23 protein-coding genes are annotated in these 19,234 nt (G+C 58.1%); 5 read left to right on the top strand and 18 right to left on the bottom strand.

The window, feature by feature from the left end; all coding sequences use genetic code 11:
* Positions 1–115 precede the first annotated feature (115 nt).
* Entirely contained in the window at positions 116–1,423 is a 1,308-nt protein-coding gene (locus tag OXR04_RS04510; RefSeq protein WP_276047101.1) for an MFS transporter, read from the top strand.
* A gap of 10 nt (positions 1,424–1,433) precedes the next feature.
* The gene (locus tag OXR04_RS04515; RefSeq protein WP_267369344.1) at positions 1,434–2,228 is read left to right on the top strand and encodes a substrate-binding domain-containing protein; all 795 of its coding nucleotides are present in this window, start codon (positions 1,434–1,436) and stop codon (positions 2,226–2,228) included.
* Here OXR04_RS04515 and OXR04_RS04520 read toward each other — a convergent pair.
* The 10 genes from OXR04_RS04520 to OXR04_RS04565 all read right to left on the bottom strand — a co-directional run bounded on the left by OXR04_RS04520 (position 2,203) and on the right by OXR04_RS04565 (position 9,116).
* A complete protein-coding gene (locus OXR04_RS04520) occupies positions 2,203–3,102 on the bottom strand; it encodes a LysR family transcriptional regulator (RefSeq protein WP_009090241.1) in 900 nt (299 codons plus the stop codon). The genes OXR04_RS04515 and OXR04_RS04520 overlap by 26 nt on opposite strands.
* A gap of 111 nt (positions 3,103–3,213) precedes the next feature.
* The gene (locus OXR04_RS04525) at positions 3,214–3,654 is read right to left on the bottom strand and encodes a thiol-disulfide oxidoreductase DCC family protein (protein ID WP_046101808.1); all 441 of its coding nucleotides are present in this window, start codon (positions 3,652–3,654) and stop codon (positions 3,214–3,216) included.
* Entirely contained in the window at positions 3,623–4,246 is a 624-nt protein-coding gene (locus OXR04_RS04530) for an AAA family ATPase (RefSeq protein WP_046101807.1), read from the bottom strand. Before OXR04_RS04530 ends, OXR04_RS04525 begins: the two co-directional genes overlap by 32 nt.
* Entirely contained in the window at positions 4,243–4,680 is a 438-nt protein-coding gene (locus tag OXR04_RS04535) for a PTS sugar transporter subunit IIA (protein ID WP_267369346.1), read from the bottom strand. Before OXR04_RS04535 ends, OXR04_RS04530 begins: the two co-directional genes overlap by 4 nt.
* Positions 4,681–4,689: 9 nt before the next feature.
* Positions 4,690–4,959: a hypothetical protein gene (locus OXR04_RS04540; RefSeq protein ID WP_009090249.1), complete on the bottom strand. Its 270-nt coding sequence runs from the start codon at positions 4,957–4,959 to the stop codon at positions 4,690–4,692.
* Positions 4,960–5,045: 86 nt separating this feature from the next.
* Positions 5,046–5,888 (bottom strand): class II fructose-bisphosphate aldolase, encoded by an 843-nt coding sequence (locus OXR04_RS04545; RefSeq protein WP_009090250.1) that lies wholly within the window; start codon positions 5,886–5,888, stop codon positions 5,046–5,048.
* The gene (locus OXR04_RS04550; RefSeq protein WP_009090252.1) at positions 5,875–7,242 is read right to left on the bottom strand and encodes a PTS sugar transporter subunit IIC; all 1,368 of its coding nucleotides are present in this window, start codon (positions 7,240–7,242) and stop codon (positions 5,875–5,877) included. The genes OXR04_RS04545 and OXR04_RS04550 overlap by 14 nt, the downstream gene beginning before the upstream one ends.
* Positions 7,235–7,549 carry a PTS sugar transporter subunit IIB gene (locus OXR04_RS04555; protein ID WP_009090254.1) on the bottom strand — a complete coding sequence of 105 codons (315 nt, stop codon included), beginning with the start codon at positions 7,547–7,549 and terminating at the stop codon, positions 7,235–7,237. The genes OXR04_RS04550 and OXR04_RS04555 overlap by 8 nt, the downstream gene beginning before the upstream one ends.
* A gap of 10 nt (positions 7,550–7,559) precedes the next feature.
* On the bottom strand, positions 7,560–8,540 hold the full coding sequence (locus OXR04_RS04560; RefSeq protein WP_058958230.1) for a 6-phosphofructokinase: 981 nt from the start codon (positions 8,538–8,540) through the stop codon (positions 7,560–7,562).
* A gap of 282 nt (positions 8,541–8,822) precedes the next feature.
* Positions 8,823–9,116: a hypothetical protein gene (locus OXR04_RS04565; RefSeq protein ID WP_265135883.1), complete on the bottom strand. Its 294-nt coding sequence runs from the start codon at positions 9,114–9,116 to the stop codon at positions 8,823–8,825.
* Between OXR04_RS04565 and OXR04_RS04570 the strand changes: the two genes are divergently transcribed.
* A complete protein-coding gene (locus OXR04_RS04570; RefSeq protein ID WP_267369350.1) occupies positions 9,115–10,029 on the top strand; it encodes a pyridoxal-phosphate dependent enzyme in 915 nt (304 codons plus the stop codon). The two genes, OXR04_RS04565 and OXR04_RS04570, sit on opposite strands and share 2 nt — an antisense overlap.
* Positions 10,030–10,068: 39 nt before the next feature.
* Here the strand turns inward: OXR04_RS04570 and OXR04_RS04575 are convergent, their stop codons facing one another.
* The 8 genes from OXR04_RS04575 to OXR04_RS04610 form a co-directional block, all read right to left on the bottom strand.
* A complete protein-coding gene (locus tag OXR04_RS04575; protein ID WP_046101799.1) occupies positions 10,069–10,653 on the bottom strand; it encodes a YceI family protein in 585 nt (194 codons plus the stop codon).
* Positions 10,654–10,737: 84 nt separating this feature from the next.
* Complete coding sequence (gene pqqF / locus OXR04_RS04580; protein ID WP_267369351.1) at positions 10,738–13,044, bottom strand: pyrroloquinoline quinone biosynthesis protein PqqF; 2,307 nt, start codon at positions 13,042–13,044, stop codon at positions 10,738–10,740.
* The gene (pqqE, locus tag OXR04_RS04585) at positions 13,041–14,186 is read right to left on the bottom strand and encodes a pyrroloquinoline quinone biosynthesis protein PqqE (RefSeq protein ID WP_267369352.1); all 1,146 of its coding nucleotides are present in this window, start codon (positions 14,184–14,186) and stop codon (positions 13,041–13,043) included. The genes pqqF and pqqE overlap by 4 nt, the downstream gene beginning before the upstream one ends.
* On the bottom strand, positions 14,173–14,451 hold the full coding sequence (gene pqqD, locus OXR04_RS04590) for a pyrroloquinoline quinone biosynthesis peptide chaperone PqqD (RefSeq protein WP_046101796.1): 279 nt from the start codon (positions 14,449–14,451) through the stop codon (positions 14,173–14,175). Before pqqD ends, pqqE begins: the two co-directional genes overlap by 14 nt.
* A 3-nt stretch (positions 14,452–14,454) precedes the next feature.
* Positions 14,455–15,210: a pyrroloquinoline-quinone synthase PqqC gene (gene pqqC, locus OXR04_RS04595; RefSeq protein WP_009090267.1), complete on the bottom strand. Its 756-nt coding sequence runs from the start codon at positions 15,208–15,210 to the stop codon at positions 14,455–14,457.
* Positions 15,211–15,213: 3 nt separating this feature from the next.
* Positions 15,214–16,131: a pyrroloquinoline quinone biosynthesis protein PqqB gene (gene pqqB, locus OXR04_RS04600; protein WP_267369353.1), complete on the bottom strand. Its 918-nt coding sequence runs from the start codon at positions 16,129–16,131 to the stop codon at positions 15,214–15,216.
* Positions 16,132–16,183: 52 nt separating this feature from the next.
* Positions 16,184–16,255, bottom strand: coding sequence for a pyrroloquinoline quinone precursor peptide PqqA (gene pqqA, locus OXR04_RS04605; protein ID WP_009090272.1), 72 nt, complete (start codon positions 16,253–16,255; stop codon positions 16,184–16,186).
* 142 nt (positions 16,256–16,397) lie between these two features.
* Entirely contained in the window at positions 16,398–17,414 is a 1,017-nt protein-coding gene (locus tag OXR04_RS04610) for a dipeptidase (RefSeq protein ID WP_267369354.1), read from the bottom strand.
* 358 nt (positions 17,415–17,772) lie between these two features.
* Here OXR04_RS04610 and OXR04_RS04615 point away from each other — a divergent pair, with 358 nt between their 5' ends.
* Both OXR04_RS04615 and OXR04_RS04620 read left to right on the top strand, forming a co-directional pair.
* Positions 17,773–18,783 (top strand): hypothetical protein, encoded by a 1,011-nt coding sequence (locus tag OXR04_RS04615; RefSeq protein ID WP_267369355.1) that lies wholly within the window; start codon positions 17,773–17,775, stop codon positions 18,781–18,783.
* Positions 18,776–19,171 (top strand): hypothetical protein, encoded by a 396-nt coding sequence (locus OXR04_RS04620; RefSeq protein ID WP_052722464.1) that lies wholly within the window; start codon positions 18,776–18,778, stop codon positions 19,169–19,171. The genes OXR04_RS04615 and OXR04_RS04620 overlap by 8 nt, the downstream gene beginning before the upstream one ends.
* Positions 19,172–19,234: the final 63 nt, after the last annotated feature.

Here is a 19,234-nt window from a genome sequence, read left to right on the forward strand (position 1 = left end):
GCAATCATGCGGCTGACACATCAATTGATTCTCATTTTGCACTTATTTAGCGCCGGGCGCTGATCCACTCTTCAGTCACAGGCGCGGCAAAAAGCGTCATACCTTACTGGAGCTTCTGATGCAGACCACCTCACCCATGACTCACCGCGCCAGGATTGGCGCAATTTTCCGTGTGACCTCTGGCAACTTCCTCGAACAGTTCGATTTCTTCCTGTTCGGTTTCTATGCCACCTATATCGCTCACACCTTCTTTCCGGCCAGCAGTGAGTTCGCCTCCCTGATGATGACCTTTGCCGTCTTTGGGGCTGGCTTCCTGATGCGCCCTATCGGCGCGGTCGTGCTGGGAGCCTACATCGATAAGGTCGGCCGTCGTAAGGGACTGATCGTTACGCTCTCCATTATGGCGGCGGGCACCTTTCTGATCGTGCTGATCCCCTCCTACCAGAGCATTGGCCTGTGGGCGCCGCTGCTGGTGCTGATCGGCCGCCTGTTACAGGGCTTCTCGGCCGGTGCCGAGCTGGGTGGTGTGTCGGTCTATCTGGCCGAGATCGCCACGCCAGGCCGCAAAGGCTTCTACACCAGCTGGCAGTCAGGCAGCCAGCAGGTGGCCATTATGGTCGCCGCCGCGATGGGCTTTATTCTCAACGCCGTACTGGCAGAAAGTGAAATCCGCGAGTGGGGCTGGCGTATTCCCTTCCTGTTCGGCTGTCTGATCGTGCCGTTTATTTTCGTGCTGCGCCGCAAGCTGGAAGAGACGCAGGAGTTCAACAATCGTCGCAGCCATCCCGAAGTGAAGCAGGTGTTCCGTATTCTGCTCGCCAACTGGCAGGTCGTGATTGCCGGCATGCTGATGGTCGCGATGACCACCACCGCGTTTTACCTGATCACGGTTTACGCCCCGACCTTTGGCAAGAAAGTGCTGCTGCTCAGCGCCTCTGACAGCCTGCTGGTGACGTTACTGGTGGCGGTATCGAACTTTATCTGGTTGCCGATCGGCGGCGCGCTCTCCGACCGCTTTGGCCGCAAGCCGATCCTGGTGGCGATGACCCTGCTGGCGATGGCGACCAGCTATCCGGCGCTGAGCCTGCTGGCGGCGGCCCCGGGCTTCTCAATGATGCTGGGCGTGCTGCTGTGGCTTTCGATGATCTACGGTCTCTACAACGGTGCGATGATCCCGGCCCTGACCGAAATCATGCCGGCTGAAGTGCGCGTCGCGGGCTTTTCACTGGCCTACAGCCTGGCGACTGCTCTGTTTGGCGGCTTTACCCCTGTGATGTCCACCGGCCTGATTGAGCTGACCGGCGATAAAGCGTCGCCCGGCTACTGGATGAGCTTTGCGGCTGTCTGCGCCCTGCTGGCCACCCTCTACCTCTATCGCCGTACCAGCCGTGCGTTATCCCACGCCGGTAAGACCTTTAGCTGAGGAACTGAGAATGAAATCTGCTTTACTGTTAATCCCCCTGTTGCTGGGCAGTGCCGGTGCGCAGGCCAAAGAACTGACGGTGATGATCTCCGGCGGGTTTAAAGCGGCCTGGGATACCCTCTCGCCCCGCTTCGCCCGGCAGGAAGGGATCACCCTCCATACGGTTGCCGGTCCGTCGATGGGCAAGACTCCACAGGCGATCCCGGCGCGACTGGCGCGCGGTGAACCGGCCGATGTGGTGATTATGGTCGGCGACGCGCTGACCGGACTGGAGAAAAAGGGCGAGACGCTGCCGGGTTCCCGGGTAGAACTCGCCGACTCGCGCATCGGTGCGGTCATCAGACAGGGGGCGACGCCGGTTAAGATCGGCAGCGAAAGTGAACTCCGCGCCACCCTGCTGAAGGCCGATTCCATCGCCTATTCCGACAGCGCCAGCGGTAAATATGTCAGCAGCCAGCTTTTCAGCCGGCTGGGCATTGAGGAGCAGGTCAGGAATAAAGCCGTGAAGGTTGAGCGCATTCCGGTGGCGTCAGAGGTGGCGGCCGGGAAATACAGTATCGGGTTTCAGCAGGTGAGTGAGTTACTGCCCGTGCCAGGCGTCACCTTTATTGGGGAGCTGCCGGCGAAGCTGCAATACACCACCCGCTTTGCCGGTGCCGTGGTGCGCACCTCCGGGCAGCCGGATGAGGCGAGTAAGCTGCTCCACTGGCTCGCGTCGCCGGAAAACCAGAAGGCCGTGCTGGCCAGCGGACTGCACAGCGTGACGGCCTCAAAACCGGTCAGAGAAGCTGATACTGTTCAGTAATCAGGTTTTCCAGTTCGCCCGCGATATGCGACAGCATCCGGCCATTTTTGCGCAGCAGACCGATGGTGCGTTTCACCTCCGGGTCGGTTAACGGCACGCCCGTCAGCAGGGCGTGATCGTAACCCGGCATCGACATGGCGGGGACGGCAGCAATGCCGAGCCCCGCCTCAACCATTCCCAGCATGGTCGTGACGTGCCGGGTTTCGCAGACACAGGGCTTCTCCGGCACGATCGCCTGCAATGCCTGATCCAGCAGGTTGCGATTACCGGAGGTCTTATCCAGCCCGATCCACTCATACTGATAAAACGCCTGCCAGCTCAGACTCTTTTTTCCGGCAATCGGATGATCGCGCCGACAGGCCGCCACGTAAGGGTCCTCCCTCAGCGGCTGAAAATGGACATCCGGCTGCGAACGGCTGGAGAAGCTGATGCCGAAATCCGCCTGCCCGCCAATCACCGCGTCATAGACATTGGCCGCACTGCTGTCGATCAGTTTCACCCTCACTCTGGGGTAGCGCACCTGAAACAGCCGGATGATATTGGGCATGAAGTAGTAGGCCGCTGACGGCACGCAGGCGACCGTAATCAGCCCCGTGCGGGCGAGGCTGACCTCACTGAGATCGGCCATCACCTCTTCGAAGTCTGTCAGCAGCTTGTCTGAGCGCTGCGCAAACGCGTGCCCTTTCAGCGTCAGCGTTACGCGGCGCGTGGTGCGCTCAAACAGTTTGATCCCCAGTGTGGTTTCCAGTTTATCGATCCGGCGGCTCAGCGCCGACTGGGAGAGACAGATCGATTCCGCCGCCAGGCGAAAGTTACCAAACTCCACCAGCGCGCGAAACGCGTAGAGATCGTTGAGATCGAAGTTAACCGGCATGCATCCCTCTATCCGTTGTCTGGCAGCAAAGGCGTGCTGTGGTCATGGGCAGCAACAATAACCCTAAGGATATCATTGATCTCAGTGCCGCCTACAGCCACCTTTCACACTTCAGCGCGGGGCATCAACCTGATGCAGAAAACGTCCGGGATAATCGGGGACAATCGCATGCTGACTGCTGTAACGGCCAAACAGCCTGTAGCGGTTTAACGCGATGCGGTCATAGGCAAAGTTACTGAGGGTGTCGGGGAAGTGACGCAGCACCGCCAGCCCGCGCCACGGCAGAGGGAGATGCTGCATAACGCGGAACACCGCCTGCGCCCGCAGCCAGTGCTGGTCACCTTTAATGTAGACAATGGTGCTGATCTTCTCTTCCGGCAGTCCGGCCCAGCGCAGCAGCGCCTTGCCCTGCTCGCTCTGCACCGAGGCAAAACGAACCTGCCGCGCCAGCCGGTGGCGCAGCAGAAACTGGACCCAGCCGTTACACAGCTTACAGACGCCGTCATAGAGCACGGCGCTTTCACCGGTTTGCAGATAGGGGGGTGATGTCATCCTGCCGCTCCTCACGTCGCTCATGATGAGCTGAAGTGTAGCGGGTTCTGGTCAGCTGATGTTGCAGCCAGTGAATAACGGCCGTGTCGTCCCGGGCGCAGGCGTCAGTCTCACAGACCGGCCCCAGCGCCATCGGCCTGGCCTGACGCGCCAGCTGGCGCAGCTCCGGCAGATACTCGGCGCCGGGATGTCCCGGCAGCCGCTGCGACAGCCGTGCCTGATAGCGCGCCACCGCCACCTCCGGATCAATCTTCAGCCACAGCTCAAGCGCCTCCTCCACGCCGGCCTGTTTCAGCCCCTGCTCCAGCAGCGCACGCGGCTGAAACCCGAACCAGGCGTCGATCAGCCAGATCTGACTGGCCGGTGCCTGACCAACGATGTTCCAGATCGCCTGGTAGGCCGCGCAGCCCAGCTGCCGGTTTCGCGCGCGGTCGACCGGAGTAAAGCAGCGCATAAACGGCTCTTTGAGCGCGTCGAGCGTCAGCACCGGCCAGCCAAAATGGTGAGAGAGCGCCTGCGTCAGGGTACTTTTACCCGACGCCGGGATGCCGTTCACCAGCACCACCCGTTTTACCGTATTTGTCAGCGTCATAAGATATCGATGACCTCCGCTGCGCTGCTGGCCTGGCGTAACATGACCAGCGTCTCCTCATCCTCCAGCAGCGACACAATGGCCCGGATCCCCTCTTCGATGTGCGCGTTACTGTCGCGCGCACCAAACATGATCACAATGTCCGCCTTATCGCTGCCCGCAAAGGAGATCGGTTCCTTCAGCAGGATCAGACTGAAACAGTCGCGGATCACCCCCGCTTCCGGTCGCGCATGAGGAATGGCAATGCCCTCCTCAAAGACATAGTACGCGCCATGCGTCAGCGTATTGGCAATCACCGCCTCCGGATAGGAGGCGTGAAGATAGCCGCCGCTGACCAGCGGAGCCGCGGCCAGGGCGATAACCTGACGCCAGTCCGTGGCGTCAATGCCGGTCTGAATGGCGTCGGCCTCCTGTAATAACTGCTTAATGGTCATCCGCTCTCCTCAGATCGACTGGCGAACCACATTGCGCAATTCATCTATTTTGACAAACAGCGCATCGATTTCATTGCGGTAGCGAGGGCTTTTCGCAAATAAGCTTAACGCCCGGTTATATTCCAGCATTAATTCTTTTTGCGTTGCGCCATCGCGCGGATTAATAGCCAGCTGCTGCTCCAGCTGCGTTATTTTGCCGCGGCTGAGTTCCGCCAGATGGTCCTGCTGCTGCGGGCTGACCGGTTCACCCGCCGGTGACTTTTTCAGAAATCCAAACATAGGCTCTCCTGCCCCGGATTATTTCAGGGGTTCAGTTAAGGCATGAAAATAAAAACGTTACGACTGACTGATAACCGATCCGGCGATCAGCGGAATAACTGCATCTTCTCCACCAGCACGTTGGTCACCGCGTCATTTGCCGGCACCAGGAAATTACGCACGCTGTCATTGACCTTGCCTTTTTCAAAGGTCGATTTGCACTGTGCCACCCACTGAACGTTCATTTCCGTTCCGACGTTGACCTTTTCAATCCCGCTGCTCACCGCCAGCCGCATATCTTCATCGCTGACCCCGGTGCCGCCGTGCAGAACCAGCGGCGTGCGGGTGGCCGCCGTAATATCGGCCAGACGCTGATGCTGAATGTGCGCCTTACCGGTGTAAAGCCCGTGCACGGTGCCGATGGAGATTGCCAGCATATCGACGCCGGTTTCCTCCACGAAGCGACGCGCATCCTCCACCGGCGTAAAGGCAATCGCCTCCATCTCCAGGCTTTTGCCATCCTCCGAGCCGCCAATCGCCCCCAGCTCCGCCTCGACCGAGACGTTGTGCGGTCGCGCCATATCGATCACCCGACGGGTGTTGGCAATATTCTCCTCAATCGGCAGATGAGAGCCGTCATACATGACAGAGCTGAAGCCGGCGTCGATCGCCGTCTGAATAGCCGTCAGATCCGAGCAGTGATCGAGATGCAGACACGTCGGCACGCCGGTGCTCTCTGACAGCGATTTAATGGCGTCGACCAGCAGCTTATGGCCGAGATATTTCGCCGTACCGGTGGAGATCTGGATCATTAACGGGCTGCTGGTTTTCTCTGCCGCTTTAAAATAGGCGGGCAGCATCTCCAGACAGTGCAGATTAAAAGATCCCACCGCTTTAAAGTCACGCTGTTTAGCCAGCTGAAGCAGGTCGGCGAAATTATAAAGTTTCATGGATTTTTTCCTCGTGAGGTCGGGTGGATTTGCCATTAACAAACCAGGCAAGCGCGGTAACAAAGGCAATAAACAGGGCGACGAACAGCCAGTTATTCTGGAAAGCGTGGCCGAGTACCAGTCCGGTACTGATGACGTCGGAATCGCTGAAGGTCACGCCAGTGAAGCCGTAGCTTTCCAGCATCGGCACCAGGATGGCGGGCAGGAACGTGATAAAGAGGCCGTGAACAAAGCCGCCGATCATCGCGCCGCGCCGCCCGCCCATGGCGTTACCAAAGACCCCGGCGGTGCCCCCGGCAAAGAAGTTGGTCAGCAGGCCCGGCAGGATCATCGCCAGACCCATCATCGGGAAGAGAAGCATGCCGACGATGGAGCCGAGCGTGGTGGCGAGGAAGCCGACAATCACCGCATTAGGGGCGTAAGGAAACATCACCGGACAGTCCAGCGCCGGTTTCGCATCCGGCACCACGCGCATGGCGATACCGCGGAACGCAGGCACCAGCTCGTTAAGCAGCAGCCGAACGCCGCTGTAGAGCACAAACACCCCGGCAACAAACTGAATCGACTGCATAAAGGCGTACATCAGGTAGTTCATGCCGTTGCTGTACTGAGCGATGAAGGCCGGACCGGCGGCCAGGGCGGGGATCAGATACATCGGCACCATCACCAGCGCCATCGACAGATAGGTGTCCTGCAGAAACTTAAAGTTATCCGGCAGCTTCAGATCTTCGGTTGAGCGGGAGCCTTTGCCGACCACTCTGGCGACCGCAGCCGTGACCAGATAGCCAATGGTGCAGAAGTGACCCAGCGCGACATCATCCGACTCGGTAATGCGCCGCACCACCGGCTGCGCCAGCGCAGGCATGATGACCGCCATGATGCCGCCGAAGATGCCGCCGGTCAGGATCAGCGGCAGGCCGGTCAGTCCCGCTTTGTAACCGATGACGGCGCCGATCGTCGCCATCCAGAGCAGCGCCTGTCCCGTCAGGAAGATGTACTTAAAGGGCGTCAGGCGCGCGATAATGATGTTGACGATAAAGATCGCCAGCAGCGTCAGCGCCACTTCCGACCCCAGCTCACGGTTTGCCAGCCCGGCAATGGCGGCCACATCGGTGATATAACCGCGCATGCCAAAGCCGTGGGTAAAGATGGTATTCAGAAAGGTCAGCGTGCCGACAATAATATTGATACCCGCCATCATAATTAAAAATCCGAGCAGAGTTTTAAAGGTGCCTTCCATCACCTTCCCTGCCGATTTTTTTTGCAGCAGCAGACCGATAAGGGCAATAAAGGCGATCAGAATCGATGCCTGTCCCAGCAGATCTTTGACCAGAAAATCAATCACACTATTCATGGGCGGCGACCTTGAGGTTGCGTTCTTTTAAAAAGGCCAGGATCTTCTGCTCTATTTCCGCTTTATCGGTGAGCCGGTTAAGAATAATGACCCGTTTAATCTGCTCTGGTGTGGCATCCGCATTTAACACATCGGCAAAGGCTTTTTGCGTCAGGATCATATCTGACTTAAACGCATTCGCTTCTGAAATGGTGGTGTGATCGATATCAGCCTCAATTTCCAGTTTTTTTAAAACGGCCTTTGCGCTCATCTCAATGGCAAAACTGGAGCCTAATCCACAACCACAGACACATAATATTTTCAGCATGTTCTTCTCCTCACACGATGTTGAGTTGTTTAGCGAGTTTGTAATAGTGCCCGTCAATATCGACCAGGCGTTTTTGCATGCTTATTAAATCAATCGGGATCGGTTTATTGCTGCCGTTAATAATGACCGCTTTATTCCGCATGCCTGACTGAATACAACGCACCACCTCACTGGCCATAATGGTGCCCTGATAAATCTCTTCGCAGGTGGGGTCACCATTACGCAGTCCGTAACCGAGAATAGTTTTACGGATCCGAACGCCAATCAGGGGTTCAAGCTGTTTGATTAAGGTGTCGATAGCGCCCTGAAAACCGGGCGAATATTCCCGGGTGTAACCTTCTGAACAGAGAATCACCACGCTGTTCTGCTGCTCCAGCCGCCGGGTAATGCGCTGCGCCAGCTGCGGCACCGGGATCTGGCACTCCGGGATCAGCGCAATATCCGCGTTGGCTTTAATCGCGGACTGCAGGGTCAATTCACCGCAGTAGCCGCCGAGCAGCTCCACCATAAATACCCGGCCCGGTAAGGCGCGCCCGGTATTACGCAGCTTCGCCACCTCTTTTAAGACCTGCTCGCAGGCGGTGGAAAAGCCCAGGGTGTAATCACTGCCGAAAACATCGTTGTCGATGGTCATGCCGACACCAAAGCAGTTCACCCCGCTCTGTGAGAGCATGTGAAGAAACTGCAGCGATCCGTCACCGCCCGCCAGAATCAATACGTCAATCCGGGCGTTTTTCAGCTGGCGTGCAATCAGCTCGTACTCGCTCTGCACCAGTTTTTTTTCGGTGCGTCCCGACTGAATGACCGGAATCGCGGCGATGGAGAAGTCCAGCAGATCGCGCTGGCTGATTTCACGGTGGTTATTGGCCAGCAGGCCGGGAATGCCGCCGTCAAATATCACCATCCCGGCCTGGGTCAGACGGCCAATCTGAAAAACAAAATTATTAATCCCGGTGACATCGCCGCCACTGATGACCATTCCAATCCGCATCATCCTCTCCTCGCTGGCTGAATCTGCTGAGGGTCATTCTTCCGGTTAGCGGAGTTGCACTTTGCAGGTGAGGTCACATTTATGAGCGGTTTTTCACTGGCCGGAATATTGACAGCGGGTTGTGAGGCGCATGATTTGTGATGTGAATCACGCTATTCCGACTTATTACGCCTGAGACGAATCGATATAAATCATCGGGTTAGCGTGCGGGCTGGCGGGATGGGGAGAACGGCGGAAAAAGCCGGAATCAGGCGAGACAGTGATGTTGCGAATTTGTGACTTTCACCTCATTTTTTCGGGTTTCGCCGCCGGCCGGCGGATAAAAGGATGCCGATATCCCCTGCCCATCGTCATGTTAATCAGATTCAGCATCGCTGTTGCGAACAGGTAACACTCTTCTGTATAACGATTAAAGCCGACAGAAAATGCAGCAGAAGCATGATGATTTGTAAGGAGAATCGTGCGCCTTATCTTCGGCGAGGCGGACGCCTCCTCTGTCCGACGCTGCTCTTCCGCACCCCCGGCCTGACAGTCAGCCGGTTTGTCATCAACGCCTTTGACCAGGATAAGACGCATGGAAATCAGTATCCACACCCCGCTCATTTACTCCCTGCCACTCAGTCAGCTCAGCGGGAGCCATGTCTGGCTGAAAATGGAATCAGCGCAGCCGACCGGATCATTTAAGCTCCGGAGTGCGGCCCACATCTGCCGCCATTACGCCGCGCAGGGCGCAAAAGCCTTTATCAGCTCCTCCGGCGGCAATGCGGGTATTGCCGTGGCCCACAGTGGCCGCCGGCTGGGGCTGCCGGTCACGGTGGTGGTGCCTGAAACCACCTCGGCGCGCGCCAGACAGCTTATTGAACAGGAAGGCGCCAGGCTCATCGTCCACGGCAAGGTCTGGAGTGAAGCGAATGCGTATGCCCTGTCGCTGGCGACAGCGGAGAATATCTATATTCACCCCTTTGACAACCCGCTGCTGTGGGATGGCATCAGTACGCTGGTGGATGAAGTGATCGACGAAGGGCTGCGTCCGGATGCCGTCATCCTGTCGACAGGCGGTGGCAGCCTGCTCTCCGGCGTGATGCAGGGACTGGAAAAACATCAGCTCGGCCATATTCCGGTTTATGCGGTGGAAACAGAGGGAACCGCCTCCCTTAACGCCGCGCTGAAAGCGGGCGAGCGGGTCACGCTGGAGAGCGTCAGCGGCATTGCCACGACGCTGGCGGCCAGCCAGGTGTGTGAAAATGCGTTTACGGTGGCGCGCCGTTCAGACGTCCGGGGGATGGTGGTGACCGATGATGAAGCCGTGAACGCCTGTCGCCGCTTTCTGGACGATCATCGTGTTCTGACAGAACCCGCCTGTGGCGTGTCGCTGTCGATGCTCTATGACGGGAAGATTAGCTTTAAGCCGGAAGAGAAGGTGCTGGTTATCGTCTGTGGCGGGGCTTCTGTCACGCTGGAGAGCCTGCAGGGCTGGCTGACAGCGTGAGAAACGTGGCGCAGCCGCACGGGCTGCGCCGCCAGCCTGTTACTTCGCGTAGGCTTCGGTAGACAGGGTCAGGGTGACCTCGTCGCTGACCGCTGGCACATATTTATCCAGTTTGAAGTCAGAACGTTTGATGGTGCCGGTGGCATCAAAACCAATCGCCTGCTTCTTCACCATCGGATGCTCGCCCTGCTTGTTCAGCGTAGCGTGCAGCGTAACCGGTTTGGTGATCCCTTTCAGGGTCAGGTTACCTTCAACATCAAATTTGTTGTCGCCTTTCGCGACCACTTTTGTGCTGTGGAAGGTGGCCGTCGGGTATTTCGCGGTATCGAAATAGTCCGCGCCTTTGAATTCTTTCGTCAGTGCCGCAACGTGGCTGTCGATTTTGCTGACCGGCAGGGTCACGTCAACGCGTGAAGCTTCCGGATGATCTTTGTCAAACACCAGCGTACCGGTGGCATCCGGGATATCCGCGGTCGGGTTGGAGAAGCCGAAGTGGTTCCAGGCAACGATGACGGACGTATGCTCAGGGTTCAGCTGGTAGTGCATCGCCTCAGCCTGGGACAGGGGAGCATACAGGGTCGCAGCGGCTAACAGGGGCAGTGCAATACGTTTGAAGTTCTTCACGGTCAATTCCTTATGCGGACAAAAGTGCACTAAGTGTGGTGCAAATTTCCCGTTTTAGACAGTGAAGAGATTTGTCGGTAATTTTCAAATAAATTCAGCAACTCTCTGCCAGGCCTGCGTCCGTTCTCCGTCCGTGAACAGCACCCGGCAGCGGCGGCGATCCTGCATCAGCGTGCGATGCAGCTGCTGCAGATCCCTGAGATCCAGCGCCTGGATCTGCGCCGCATCGGGTTCGGCCAGGCCATTCTCCTGACGCAGCCGTGCCAGCGGCTGGTCGCTTTCTCGGCTGAGCAGGCGGGTTTTCAGTGCCACCAGATCGCACTCGGCCAGCGTCGGCGTCAGCGAGCGCAGGAAGTTGCGGCAGTAGCGCAGCAGGGAGAGCGCGCTGTAGTCGGGTGACTGCAACGCAAACAGCACCCCGTCTTCGTCGGCGCAGCGCAGATAGCGGCTGCTGACCACGTAGCCCACCGGCTGTTCGACCCGATAGCGCTGGAAAAAGCGCGGCTCGTAGATCAGGGCCAGCGCCCGCAGCGCAGCCAGCTGTTCACTCTGCTGCAGCGGGATAAACAGCAGCAGCGCATTATCGGTGCTGGCATGGGGCAGACGCGTCAGACCGGTCCGGGGCGTCATGCGCGTCGGCGGCGCGGCCGGGTTGACCGGCAGCGACAGCGCACTCAGCCGCCGGGCGATCAGGGCGTGCAGCGCCGCGTTGCCCCCTTTCAGTGCCGCCCGCCAGCTGCCGGGCGCTACGTTTACCGCCAGCTCATAGGGTAACTGCTGCAGCAGCGCACGAATGGCGATGCTCTCCGCAGGCGGAGTCGGCCCGGATTCGGCAGGCGGCGTGAGAGCAGGCACAATCAGGCTGAGCGCCCTGTCGGCCACCGCCGCATCCGGCGGCAGCTGCAGCGTCAGTTGCCACACCCCCTCCACTTCCTGCCAGCGCCCATGACCGCCCTGATGGCGCAGCGCGGCAAACAGCGGACGCAGCCGTTTTTCCAGCGCCAGGCCCCTCTCCGGCGTAAAGGTTGTCCAGAACTCCGGGCGCAGGATCAGCGTAGCGTCCCCGTCGTCAGGCTGATGATGCGGTAAGGCTACCGCTGTGGCAGGCAGCGGTTCAGCGGTGGCAGCGCTGCTGAGCGGATAAAAGGTGAATGAGGCCGGGGATGGCTTTGTGCGGGGAAACGCATTCCGTGGGGAGAGCGCCAGGCTGAATCCCTGCGTGACAAGATTCTCCGCCGCCGGTTGCGGCGAGCAGATCAGCCAGCTTTGCGGCGCGCGGCAGAACGACGCCAGCAGCAGCGGCAACGCAGACTCTGCCTCATCCGGCGCAAAGCCGAAGGCGCGCTGGCGTAACTGATCCAGCGGCGCGAGCGCGGCAAAACGCTGCTGTGCCAGCCGCTGATAGTGCTGATGCTGCGGTTCAGTGGTCTGGTGCAGCGCGGCCAGATAGTCATCGATCACGCTGTCTGTCAGCTCAGGCTGATCGGTCTCCACCTTCAGGGCCAGCCAGTGCGCGTCATCGGCCTGATAGATCCATTGCAGATCCAGCGCCTCCGCCAGCTTCCGCTCGCGCAGCGTCGCCAGCAGTGAACCGGGCGCTTCATCGAGCAGAAACTCACGCCATAACGTGACACCGTCACTACTGTCCAGCAGCCAGCTGCGCCACAGCGCCGCGGGTACGCCCTCCGCCAGCTGCCAGACAGCCTCACCTGTCAGTCCGGGCGGCGACAGATCCTGCTGCGCGCGACCGGACGGCAGCCCGGCGGCGAAATCCCGCGCCAGCTGCTCCAGCTCATCCAGCGTCTGCGGTCCCTGCAGCCAGAGCCGCATATTGCCGGAAACGTAATAGCGCTGGTGGAACTGGCGCAGCGCCCGCTGCAGAGCGGGGAGATCATCGCCAAAGGTGGCGCGACTCCCTGCCTGGAAGCGGCGGAATGCGGGGGGTGATGTGGCGGCGTGCAGCAGTGCCGCCTCCGTGCGTGTCGGCTGATGGCGCTGTAACAGCTGATACTCTGCGTCGATCACTGCCACTTCCTGCCCGATCGCCTGATTGTCGAGCAGCGGATGGGCAATCATATCCTGCAATCGCAGCAGCCCGTCAGCCAGCAGCGACGGCGTAACCTCAAAGAAGAAGGCGCTGCGGCGGGCCTGCGTGGTGGCGTTAACCCTGCCACCCTGCGCCTGGATCCAGCTCATCAGCCGCCCCTCATCAGGCCAGCCGGTGCTGCCGGTGAAGAGCAGATGCTCAAGCAGATGCGCCAGGCCTGGCCAGCGGTCAGGCTCGTCGTGGCTGCCTGCCGCCACCTGAATCAGCGCCGCGGCCTGACTGGCGTCGGCGTGATGCACCAGCTCAATCGTCAGGCCATTGATCGTCAGGCCGCGCGTTATCATAAGAGGTTCCGGGTTTTGTAGATCAGCTGTGAGTTGCTGCGGTTGCGGAACTGCAGCTGACCAATCCTGATGTCGCTGCAATCCGCCTCGCGGCGGGCTTCGAGGATTTTTCCGTGATGCGGTGATTTGCTGCAGACCGGGTCGGTGTTGTCGGCGTTGCCGGTCAGCATATACGCCTGGCAGCGACAGCCGCCGAAGTCTTTCTCTTTCTCGTCACAGGAGCGGCACGGCTCTGGCATCCAGTCGAAACCGCGATAGCGGTTAAAACCGAACGAGTTGTACCAGATATCGTCCAGACTCTGCGTCAGCACCGACGGAAACTCCACCGGCAGCTGGCGCGCACTGTGACACGGCAGCGCAGTGCCTTCCGGCGTGACGCTGAGGAAGATGGCACCCCAGCCGCCCATGCAGGGCTTGGGCCGCTCTTCATAATAGTCCGGGGTCACAAACAGCAGATTGGTCAGGCTGCCACTGGCGCTCATGCGCTCACGGTAACGGTTTACCACCGCTTCCGCCTGAGCGATCTGCTCACGGGTAGGCAGCAGGCCCTCGCGGTTCAGCTGCGCCCAGCCGTAGAACTGACAGGTCGCCAGCTCGACGTCATCCGCTTCCAGCTCAATACAAAGGTCGATAATTTTATCGATCTGATCGATGTTGTGGCGATGCAGCACGAAGTTGAGCACCATCGGATAGCCGTGGGCCTTCACCGCCTTCGCCATCTCCAGCTTCTGCTGAAACGCCTTTTTCGAGCCTGCCAGCGCGGCATTCAGGGTTTCATCACTCGCCTGGAAGCTGATCTGGATATGGTCCAGACCCGCCTCGCTGAAGGCATCCAGCTTTTTCTCTGTCAGGCCGATGCCGGAAGTAATGAGGTTGGTATAGAAGCCGAGATCGCGCGCGGCCTTAATCAGCTCCGGCAGATCTTTACGGGTCAGCGGCTCGCCGCCGGAAAAGCCGAGCTGCACGCTGCCCATGGCGCGCGCCTGGCGAAACACCTCAATCCACTGCGCCGTCGTCAGCTCCTTCTCCTGCTGCGCAAAGTCGAGCGGATTCGAGCAGTAAGGACACTGCAGCGGGCAGCGATAGGTCAGCTCGGCCAGCAGCCAGAGCGGCGGATTTACGCCAGGTTTATGCGGGGTCACGGAACTGTATCCACTTCTGTTCATAGGCTGACTGCAGGAACTCTAAAACGTCTGCACCCACGCCGCCCGCTTCCGGGAAACGGCTGTCGAGCGTCGCGATAATCGCGGCGATATCCTGTTTGCCATCCACCAGCTCAAGAATGGCGGCGGCGGTTTCATTCAGTTTCGCCATCCCTTCCGGATAGAGCACGACGTGGCTCTCCTGGGCGGCTTCCCACTGCATGCGGTAGCCGCGACGAAACGCGGCAATCGAGTTCTCATTCATCTGTTATACCAGTCGGGTGGTGTGCCACGCCGCCTTGTCAGTGACGGTGTGATAAGGCGGACGTTTCAGCTCGTAAGCCATGGTCATCGCATCCAGCATGCTCCATAAAATATCGAGCTTAAACTGCAAAATTTCCAGCATGCGGTTCTGGCTCTCTGCGGTGGTGAAAAAGTCCAGCGCCAGCGCCAGGCCATGTTCCACATCGCGGTTCGCCTGACCCAGGCGGCTGCGGAAGTAGAAGTAGCCCTCTTCTTTGATCCATGGATAGTGCTGCGGCCAGCTGTCGAGGCGCGACTGATGGATCTGCGGTGCGAACAACTCGGTCAGTGAACTGCACGCAGCCTCCTGCCAGTTGGCGCGGCGGGCAAAGTTAATGTAGGCATCCACCGCAAAACGCACGCCGGGCAGCACGTGTTGCTCCGACAGCAGTTCCTCACGCGTCAGACCGACGGCCTCGCCCAGCCGCAGCCAGGCTTCGATGCCGCCCTCTTCGCCATTACTGCCGTCATGGTCAAGGATGCGCTGCACCCATTTGCGCCGGGTGGCCGGATCGGGACAGTTCGCCATGATCGCCGCATCTTTCAGCGGAATGGTGGTCTGGTAATAGAAGCGGTTGGCCACCCACCCCTGAATCTGCTCGCGGGTCGCCTGACCGTTGTGCATCGCAATGTGATAGGGGTGATAAATGTGGTAGTACGCACCCTTGTCGCGCAGAGCCTGTTCAAAAGCCTGTGGCGACAGCGTTTCGGTGATCTGCATGATTTAGCCCTGAAGGTGGATCGCCATTCCGTCCCAGCTCACCTCTATGCCCTGCTCTGTCAGAAACTGACGCTGGGGTGACTGCTCGTTAAGGATCGGATTGGTGTTGTTAATGTGGATCAGAATTTTGCGTTTTGCCGGCAGCGACGCCAGCAGCGCCATCAGCCCCTGCTCTTCTGCCAGTGCCAGATGGCCCATCGCCTTGCCGGTGTTGTGGCCTACGCCGGTGGCGAGCAGCTCATCATCCTGCCAGACGGTGCCGTCAATCAGCAGGCAGTCTGCCCTGTGCAGCCACGGCAGGATGACGTCATCAGGCTCTCCCAGACCGGGTGCATAGAGCAGCGTCTGGCCGCTGACGAGGTTTTCGATAAACAGCGCCACGTTGTGACCCGGCAGCGGCCGATCGCGATAGGGCGAGTATGGCGGCGCGTTACTGATGATCGGAATCGCGGTAAACACCAGATCGCGACAGACATCAACGCTGAACGGCGTCAGTGGCGCAATGGGCCGGTGCTGTAAGCCGCCGTTCCAGTGGCTGAGCATCGGAAAGATGGGGAAGCCGGTGCTGAGGTCGGCATGCACCTCAGGGGTGCACCATACCTGATGCGGACAGCCTTCACGCAGGCTGAGCAGCCCGGTGGTGTGATCGATCTGACTGTCGGTCAGGATAATGGCACCTATCGCGGTGCCGCGCAGTACCCCTTTGCGTGTCAGCTCGGGCGTATGCAGGATCTGTTGGCTGATATCGGGAGAGGCATTGCACAGCACCCAGTCCTCGCCGTTATCGCTGAGGATAATCGACGACTGTGTACGCATGCTGGCCTGAATCGTGCCGTTTCGCACGCCGTGGCAGTTGGCGCAGTTGCAGTTCCACTGCGGAAACCCGCCACCCGCGGCCGAACCGAGGATTTTGATAAACATAGAGGAAAACCAGAAGTTGAAAAAATGCCCGCTCAGAAGGCGGGCATAACGATTAACGGTTGGAGATGTAGAGAGTCACTTCCAGACCGAGACGCAGATCAACGAAGGTTGGTTTTTTCCACATAATTTATATCCTCTTTATTAACAGTAATTTAGCTGCCTGGAATCAGCGTGACAGCGATTAAATGAGAGCACTGTCACAATTTCCAGGCAGATGGTGCGCCAATGGCGCGTCGGGATCAAGTCCGGACGTAAGGAAATTGTTATCACAGCCCGGTCAGACGTAAAACCCGCTGCCAGTTTCCCCATGCCAGCTTCTCTGTCAGTGTCTGATCATAGCCCGCTTCCCGGAAAGCCGCGAGCAGACGCGGCATCCCGCTGACATCCCCCAGCGCATCCGGCGGGGTGATGCCATCGAAATCGGAGCCAAAGGCCACATGGTCGCTGCCCATTATCCTCAACAGGTGATCACAATGCTTAACAATTTCTGTTAATGGCGTGTCGGCATCGCGTTTACCGTCCGCCCGCAGAAACGCGTTGCCGAAGTTGATGCCGACCAGCCCCCCGCTGTCGCGGATCGCCATCAGCTGCGCATCCGTGAGATTGCGCGGCTGCGGGCAGAGGGCGTGCGCGTTAGAGTGGCTGGCGACCAGCGGCGCAGCGGCGATCCGGGCAGTGTCCCGGAAGGCCTTTTCATTCATGTGAGAGACGTCGATCATCATATTGAGCGCGCTGGCCTGCTGGATCAGCCGTTCACCGGCCGGGGTCAGCCCCGGCCCGGTATCGGGTGAGCCGGGGAAGCTGCCGCTGACGCCCTGACCAAAGCGGTTAGGCAGATTCCAGAACGGCCCGATGCTGCGCACCCCCGCCTGCCAGAAGGCGTGCAGCTGTTCGCCCTCTTCATCCAGCGCATCGGCCCCTTCGATATGCGCCACCATCGCCAGCACACCCGCCGCCCGGCACTCTGCAATCTCCTCCACGCTGCGGCAGAGACGCGCCCGGCCCCCTGATTCATCGGCCAGTTGCTGCAGGATCTGCAGCTGCTGCCACATGATCTCAAGCGGTTGCCAGGATTCACCGGCACGGGCTGGCACGGTGCGGGCAATGTACTCCTGCGGCGGCACAAAAATCGCAAACAGCCCGCCGCCAAAGCCGCCCTGCTGAATGCGCGGGAAATCGAGGTGGCCCCGTTCAATACCCTGATAAAACGCCTGCGCAGGCGCATCGCGATGGTGCAGCCAGAGGTTAAGCAGCAGGTCGTTGTGACCGTCAAAAATCAGCATAAGTGTTCACCCGGAGAAACAGGCGATCATGCTACCCCCGCCCGGCAGATTCATCAAACCGGAGCGCACGCAGGGTGTTGTCCTGAATATTTCAGGATAGAGTGCAGAGAACATGTCTTATGCGCCGATCTGAATTTCAGCGACATTCAGGAATCAGGCGGATGCTGGAGAGCATCAGTTTATGAATAAGATTTAAAAGCAGTTTCTGATGTATAAAGCGAAGAAAACGGCCTAAAACAGTACCACAACAATTTATAAAAGTTTTGTGTAACTCAGCAAAATTATTTATCTTTATTTTAGTTTTCAGGAATCTGAAGTGCTATTACTTTTTGCACTAATAATGAAGGAGAATGGAGGCATGGTGCGTAACTTATCCCCCGGATATTGTGTTGTGGAAAGGCCTGGCACGCTCGAGTATCAGGCACGCGAACTCTTCAGGGATGTTCGCTCTCCGGCTGCAAGTCTATTTATGAAACACAATGCGGATACGCGCTATCTGAAACCGGGCCAGATATTAATCGTTGCCGATCCTGACACGCCTGATCACTTAACAATGCAGATGCTTAAAGCACTTCGGCAGGCTAAAAATAAAACCAACTCAGCACTTATAGGCGTAGATAACGACGATGCCGGATTTATGCACAAACATTACGGAATGATCGCTGCGCTAACAGGTGCCGGAGATAAAGTTTTTGGAATCACGGGCGATGCAGGAGAAAAGTATTTCAGTGCCATTGAGCAGACACTAAAAAAAATTGAAGCCAGCTATCAGAATCAATTTCGTACTCAGGGCACGTTAATCAGCCAGCAATTTTTTGTGGAACGTAATAAGTTGCTGAATCAATTAAAGGAGCTGGTCAATAAACCGCTATTAAAATCGCTCACCCGACATATTGTGAAGTTCCAACAGTATGAAAATATGAAGCGAGCACTGAACCTCTCTAGCCGTTCTATTGTGCATGAGTGGTCCACCGTTGGATTAGGTGGGATACCTGGATATTCGTATTATGTTGGCAATGCAGCAAGAGCAGCCCGTTTCCTTAAGATGGGAGGATACATAGGAATCGGATTTGCTTTCGTCGGGACTAGTAATGAAGTAGTGAATGCGTGTTCAATAGGGCGAGAAGGTGAATGCAGGAAAATTGCTGTAAGAGATTACACAAAATTTGCAATCGGGACGGGTGGTGCAATGTATGCCGGTGCATGGGGAGGTTCTGCTGCGTTAGCGGCGTGTACGGCCATTGGTATAGCAACCGCTGGGGCGGGAGGTGTTGCATGTGCGGCAGTGGGTTCGCTGATGGGGGGCTATGTTGGCAGTATGGCAGGCGAAAAAGCAGTGGATTATTTACTGGGGTCAACAGGTGACTGAGTTTTATATCTCAAGAGCGGGGCTGATTTCTGGCCTGGCTGGTAGCTTTCTGATCTTCGTCTCTTTCTTTCTGTACGCTTTTAACAGAAAAGCGTATGACAGACTCATTTCCCTGTTCCTGGAGAAATATCAGTTTCCGCCACCCTGTTCGTTCTATCACATGGCCGGTTTTTTTGGCGCCTATCAGGTGTGCAGATTTTTCATTAATCTCAGCAGGAATAAACCAATAGCCTCCCTCAGCAAGGAGAGTCCTGCTTACTCCTTTTTCGGCGAAAACAGACTCACTGTCAGCCGCTGGATGATCTCGTTAGTGCGTCTGTGGATGTTTGCAGGAATCTGCTATCTCGGCACAGCGCTCGCTGTTCTGACTCTGATTGTCCTCAGGTGAGAACGTCACTGATCCCGACGTAATCTTACCAGCCCACGCTGTAGGCATCGTCTTTGACTACAG

This window comes from Pantoea sp. GM_Pan_3 (assembly GCF_026541045.1).
In the GTDB taxonomy this organism is placed as follows: domain Bacteria; phylum Pseudomonadota; class Gammaproteobacteria; order Enterobacterales; family Enterobacteriaceae; genus Pantoea; species Pantoea anthophila.

What these genes read in the sequence shown, in the direction of transcription:
- OXR04_RS04560 (WP_058958230.1), bottom strand. Translation starts at nt 8,540, where the DNA reads ATGCGGATTGGAATGGTCATCAGTGGCGGCGATGTCACCGGGATTAAT.
- OXR04_RS04520 (WP_009090241.1), bottom strand. Translation starts at nt 3,102, where the DNA reads ATGCCGGTTAACTTCGATCTCAACGATCTCTACGCGTTTCGCGCGCTG.
- OXR04_RS04540 (WP_009090249.1), bottom strand. Translation starts at nt 4,959, where the DNA reads ATGTTTGGATTTCTGAAAAAGTCACCGGCGGGTGAACCGGTCAGCCCG.
- OXR04_RS04565 (WP_265135883.1), bottom strand. Translation starts at nt 9,116, where the DNA reads ATGCGTCTTATCCTGGTCAAAGGCGTTGATGACAAACCGGCTGACTGT.
- OXR04_RS04570 (WP_267369350.1), top strand. Translation starts at nt 9,115, where the DNA reads ATGGAAATCAGTATCCACACCCCGCTCATTTACTCCCTGCCACTCAGT.
- pqqB (WP_267369353.1), bottom strand. Translation starts at nt 16,131, where the DNA reads ATGTTTATCAAAATCCTCGGTTCGGCCGCGGGTGGCGGGTTTCCGCAG.
- OXR04_RS04515 (WP_267369344.1), top strand. Translation starts at nt 1,434, where the DNA reads ATGAAATCTGCTTTACTGTTAATCCCCCTGTTGCTGGGCAGTGCCGGT.
- pqqC (WP_009090267.1), bottom strand. Translation starts at nt 15,210, where the DNA reads ATGCAGATCACCGAAACGCTGTCGCCACAGGCTTTTGAACAGGCTCTG.
- OXR04_RS04550 (WP_009090252.1), bottom strand. Translation starts at nt 7,242, where the DNA reads ATGAATAGTGTGATTGATTTTCTGGTCAAAGATCTGCTGGGACAGGCA.
- pqqD (WP_046101796.1), bottom strand. Translation starts at nt 14,451, where the DNA reads ATGAATGAGAACTCGATTGCCGCGTTTCGTCGCGGCTACCGCATGCAG.
- OXR04_RS04535 (WP_267369346.1), bottom strand. Translation starts at nt 4,680, where the DNA reads ATGACCATTAAGCAGTTATTACAGGAGGCCGACGCCATTCAGACCGGC.
- OXR04_RS04555 (WP_009090254.1), bottom strand. Translation starts at nt 7,549, where the DNA reads ATGCTGAAAATATTATGTGTCTGTGGTTGTGGATTAGGCTCCAGTTTT.
- OXR04_RS04545 (WP_009090250.1), bottom strand. Translation starts at nt 5,888, where the DNA reads ATGAAACTTTATAATTTCGCCGACCTGCTTCAGCTGGCTAAACAGCGT.
- OXR04_RS04530 (WP_046101807.1), bottom strand. Translation starts at nt 4,246, where the DNA reads ATGACGCTGACAAATACGGTAAAACGGGTGGTGCTGGTGAACGGCATC.
- OXR04_RS04615 (WP_267369355.1), top strand. Translation starts at nt 17,773, where the DNA reads ATGGTGCGTAACTTATCCCCCGGATATTGTGTTGTGGAAAGGCCTGGC.
- OXR04_RS04525 (WP_046101808.1), bottom strand. Translation starts at nt 3,654, where the DNA reads ATGACATCACCCCCCTATCTGCAAACCGGTGAAAGCGCCGTGCTCTAT.
- OXR04_RS04610 (WP_267369354.1), bottom strand. Translation starts at nt 17,414, where the DNA reads ATGCTGATTTTTGACGGTCACAACGACCTGCTGCTTAACCTCTGGCTG.
- pqqF (WP_267369351.1), bottom strand. Translation starts at nt 13,044, where the DNA reads ATGATAACGCGCGGCCTGACGATCAATGGCCTGACGATTGAGCTGGTG.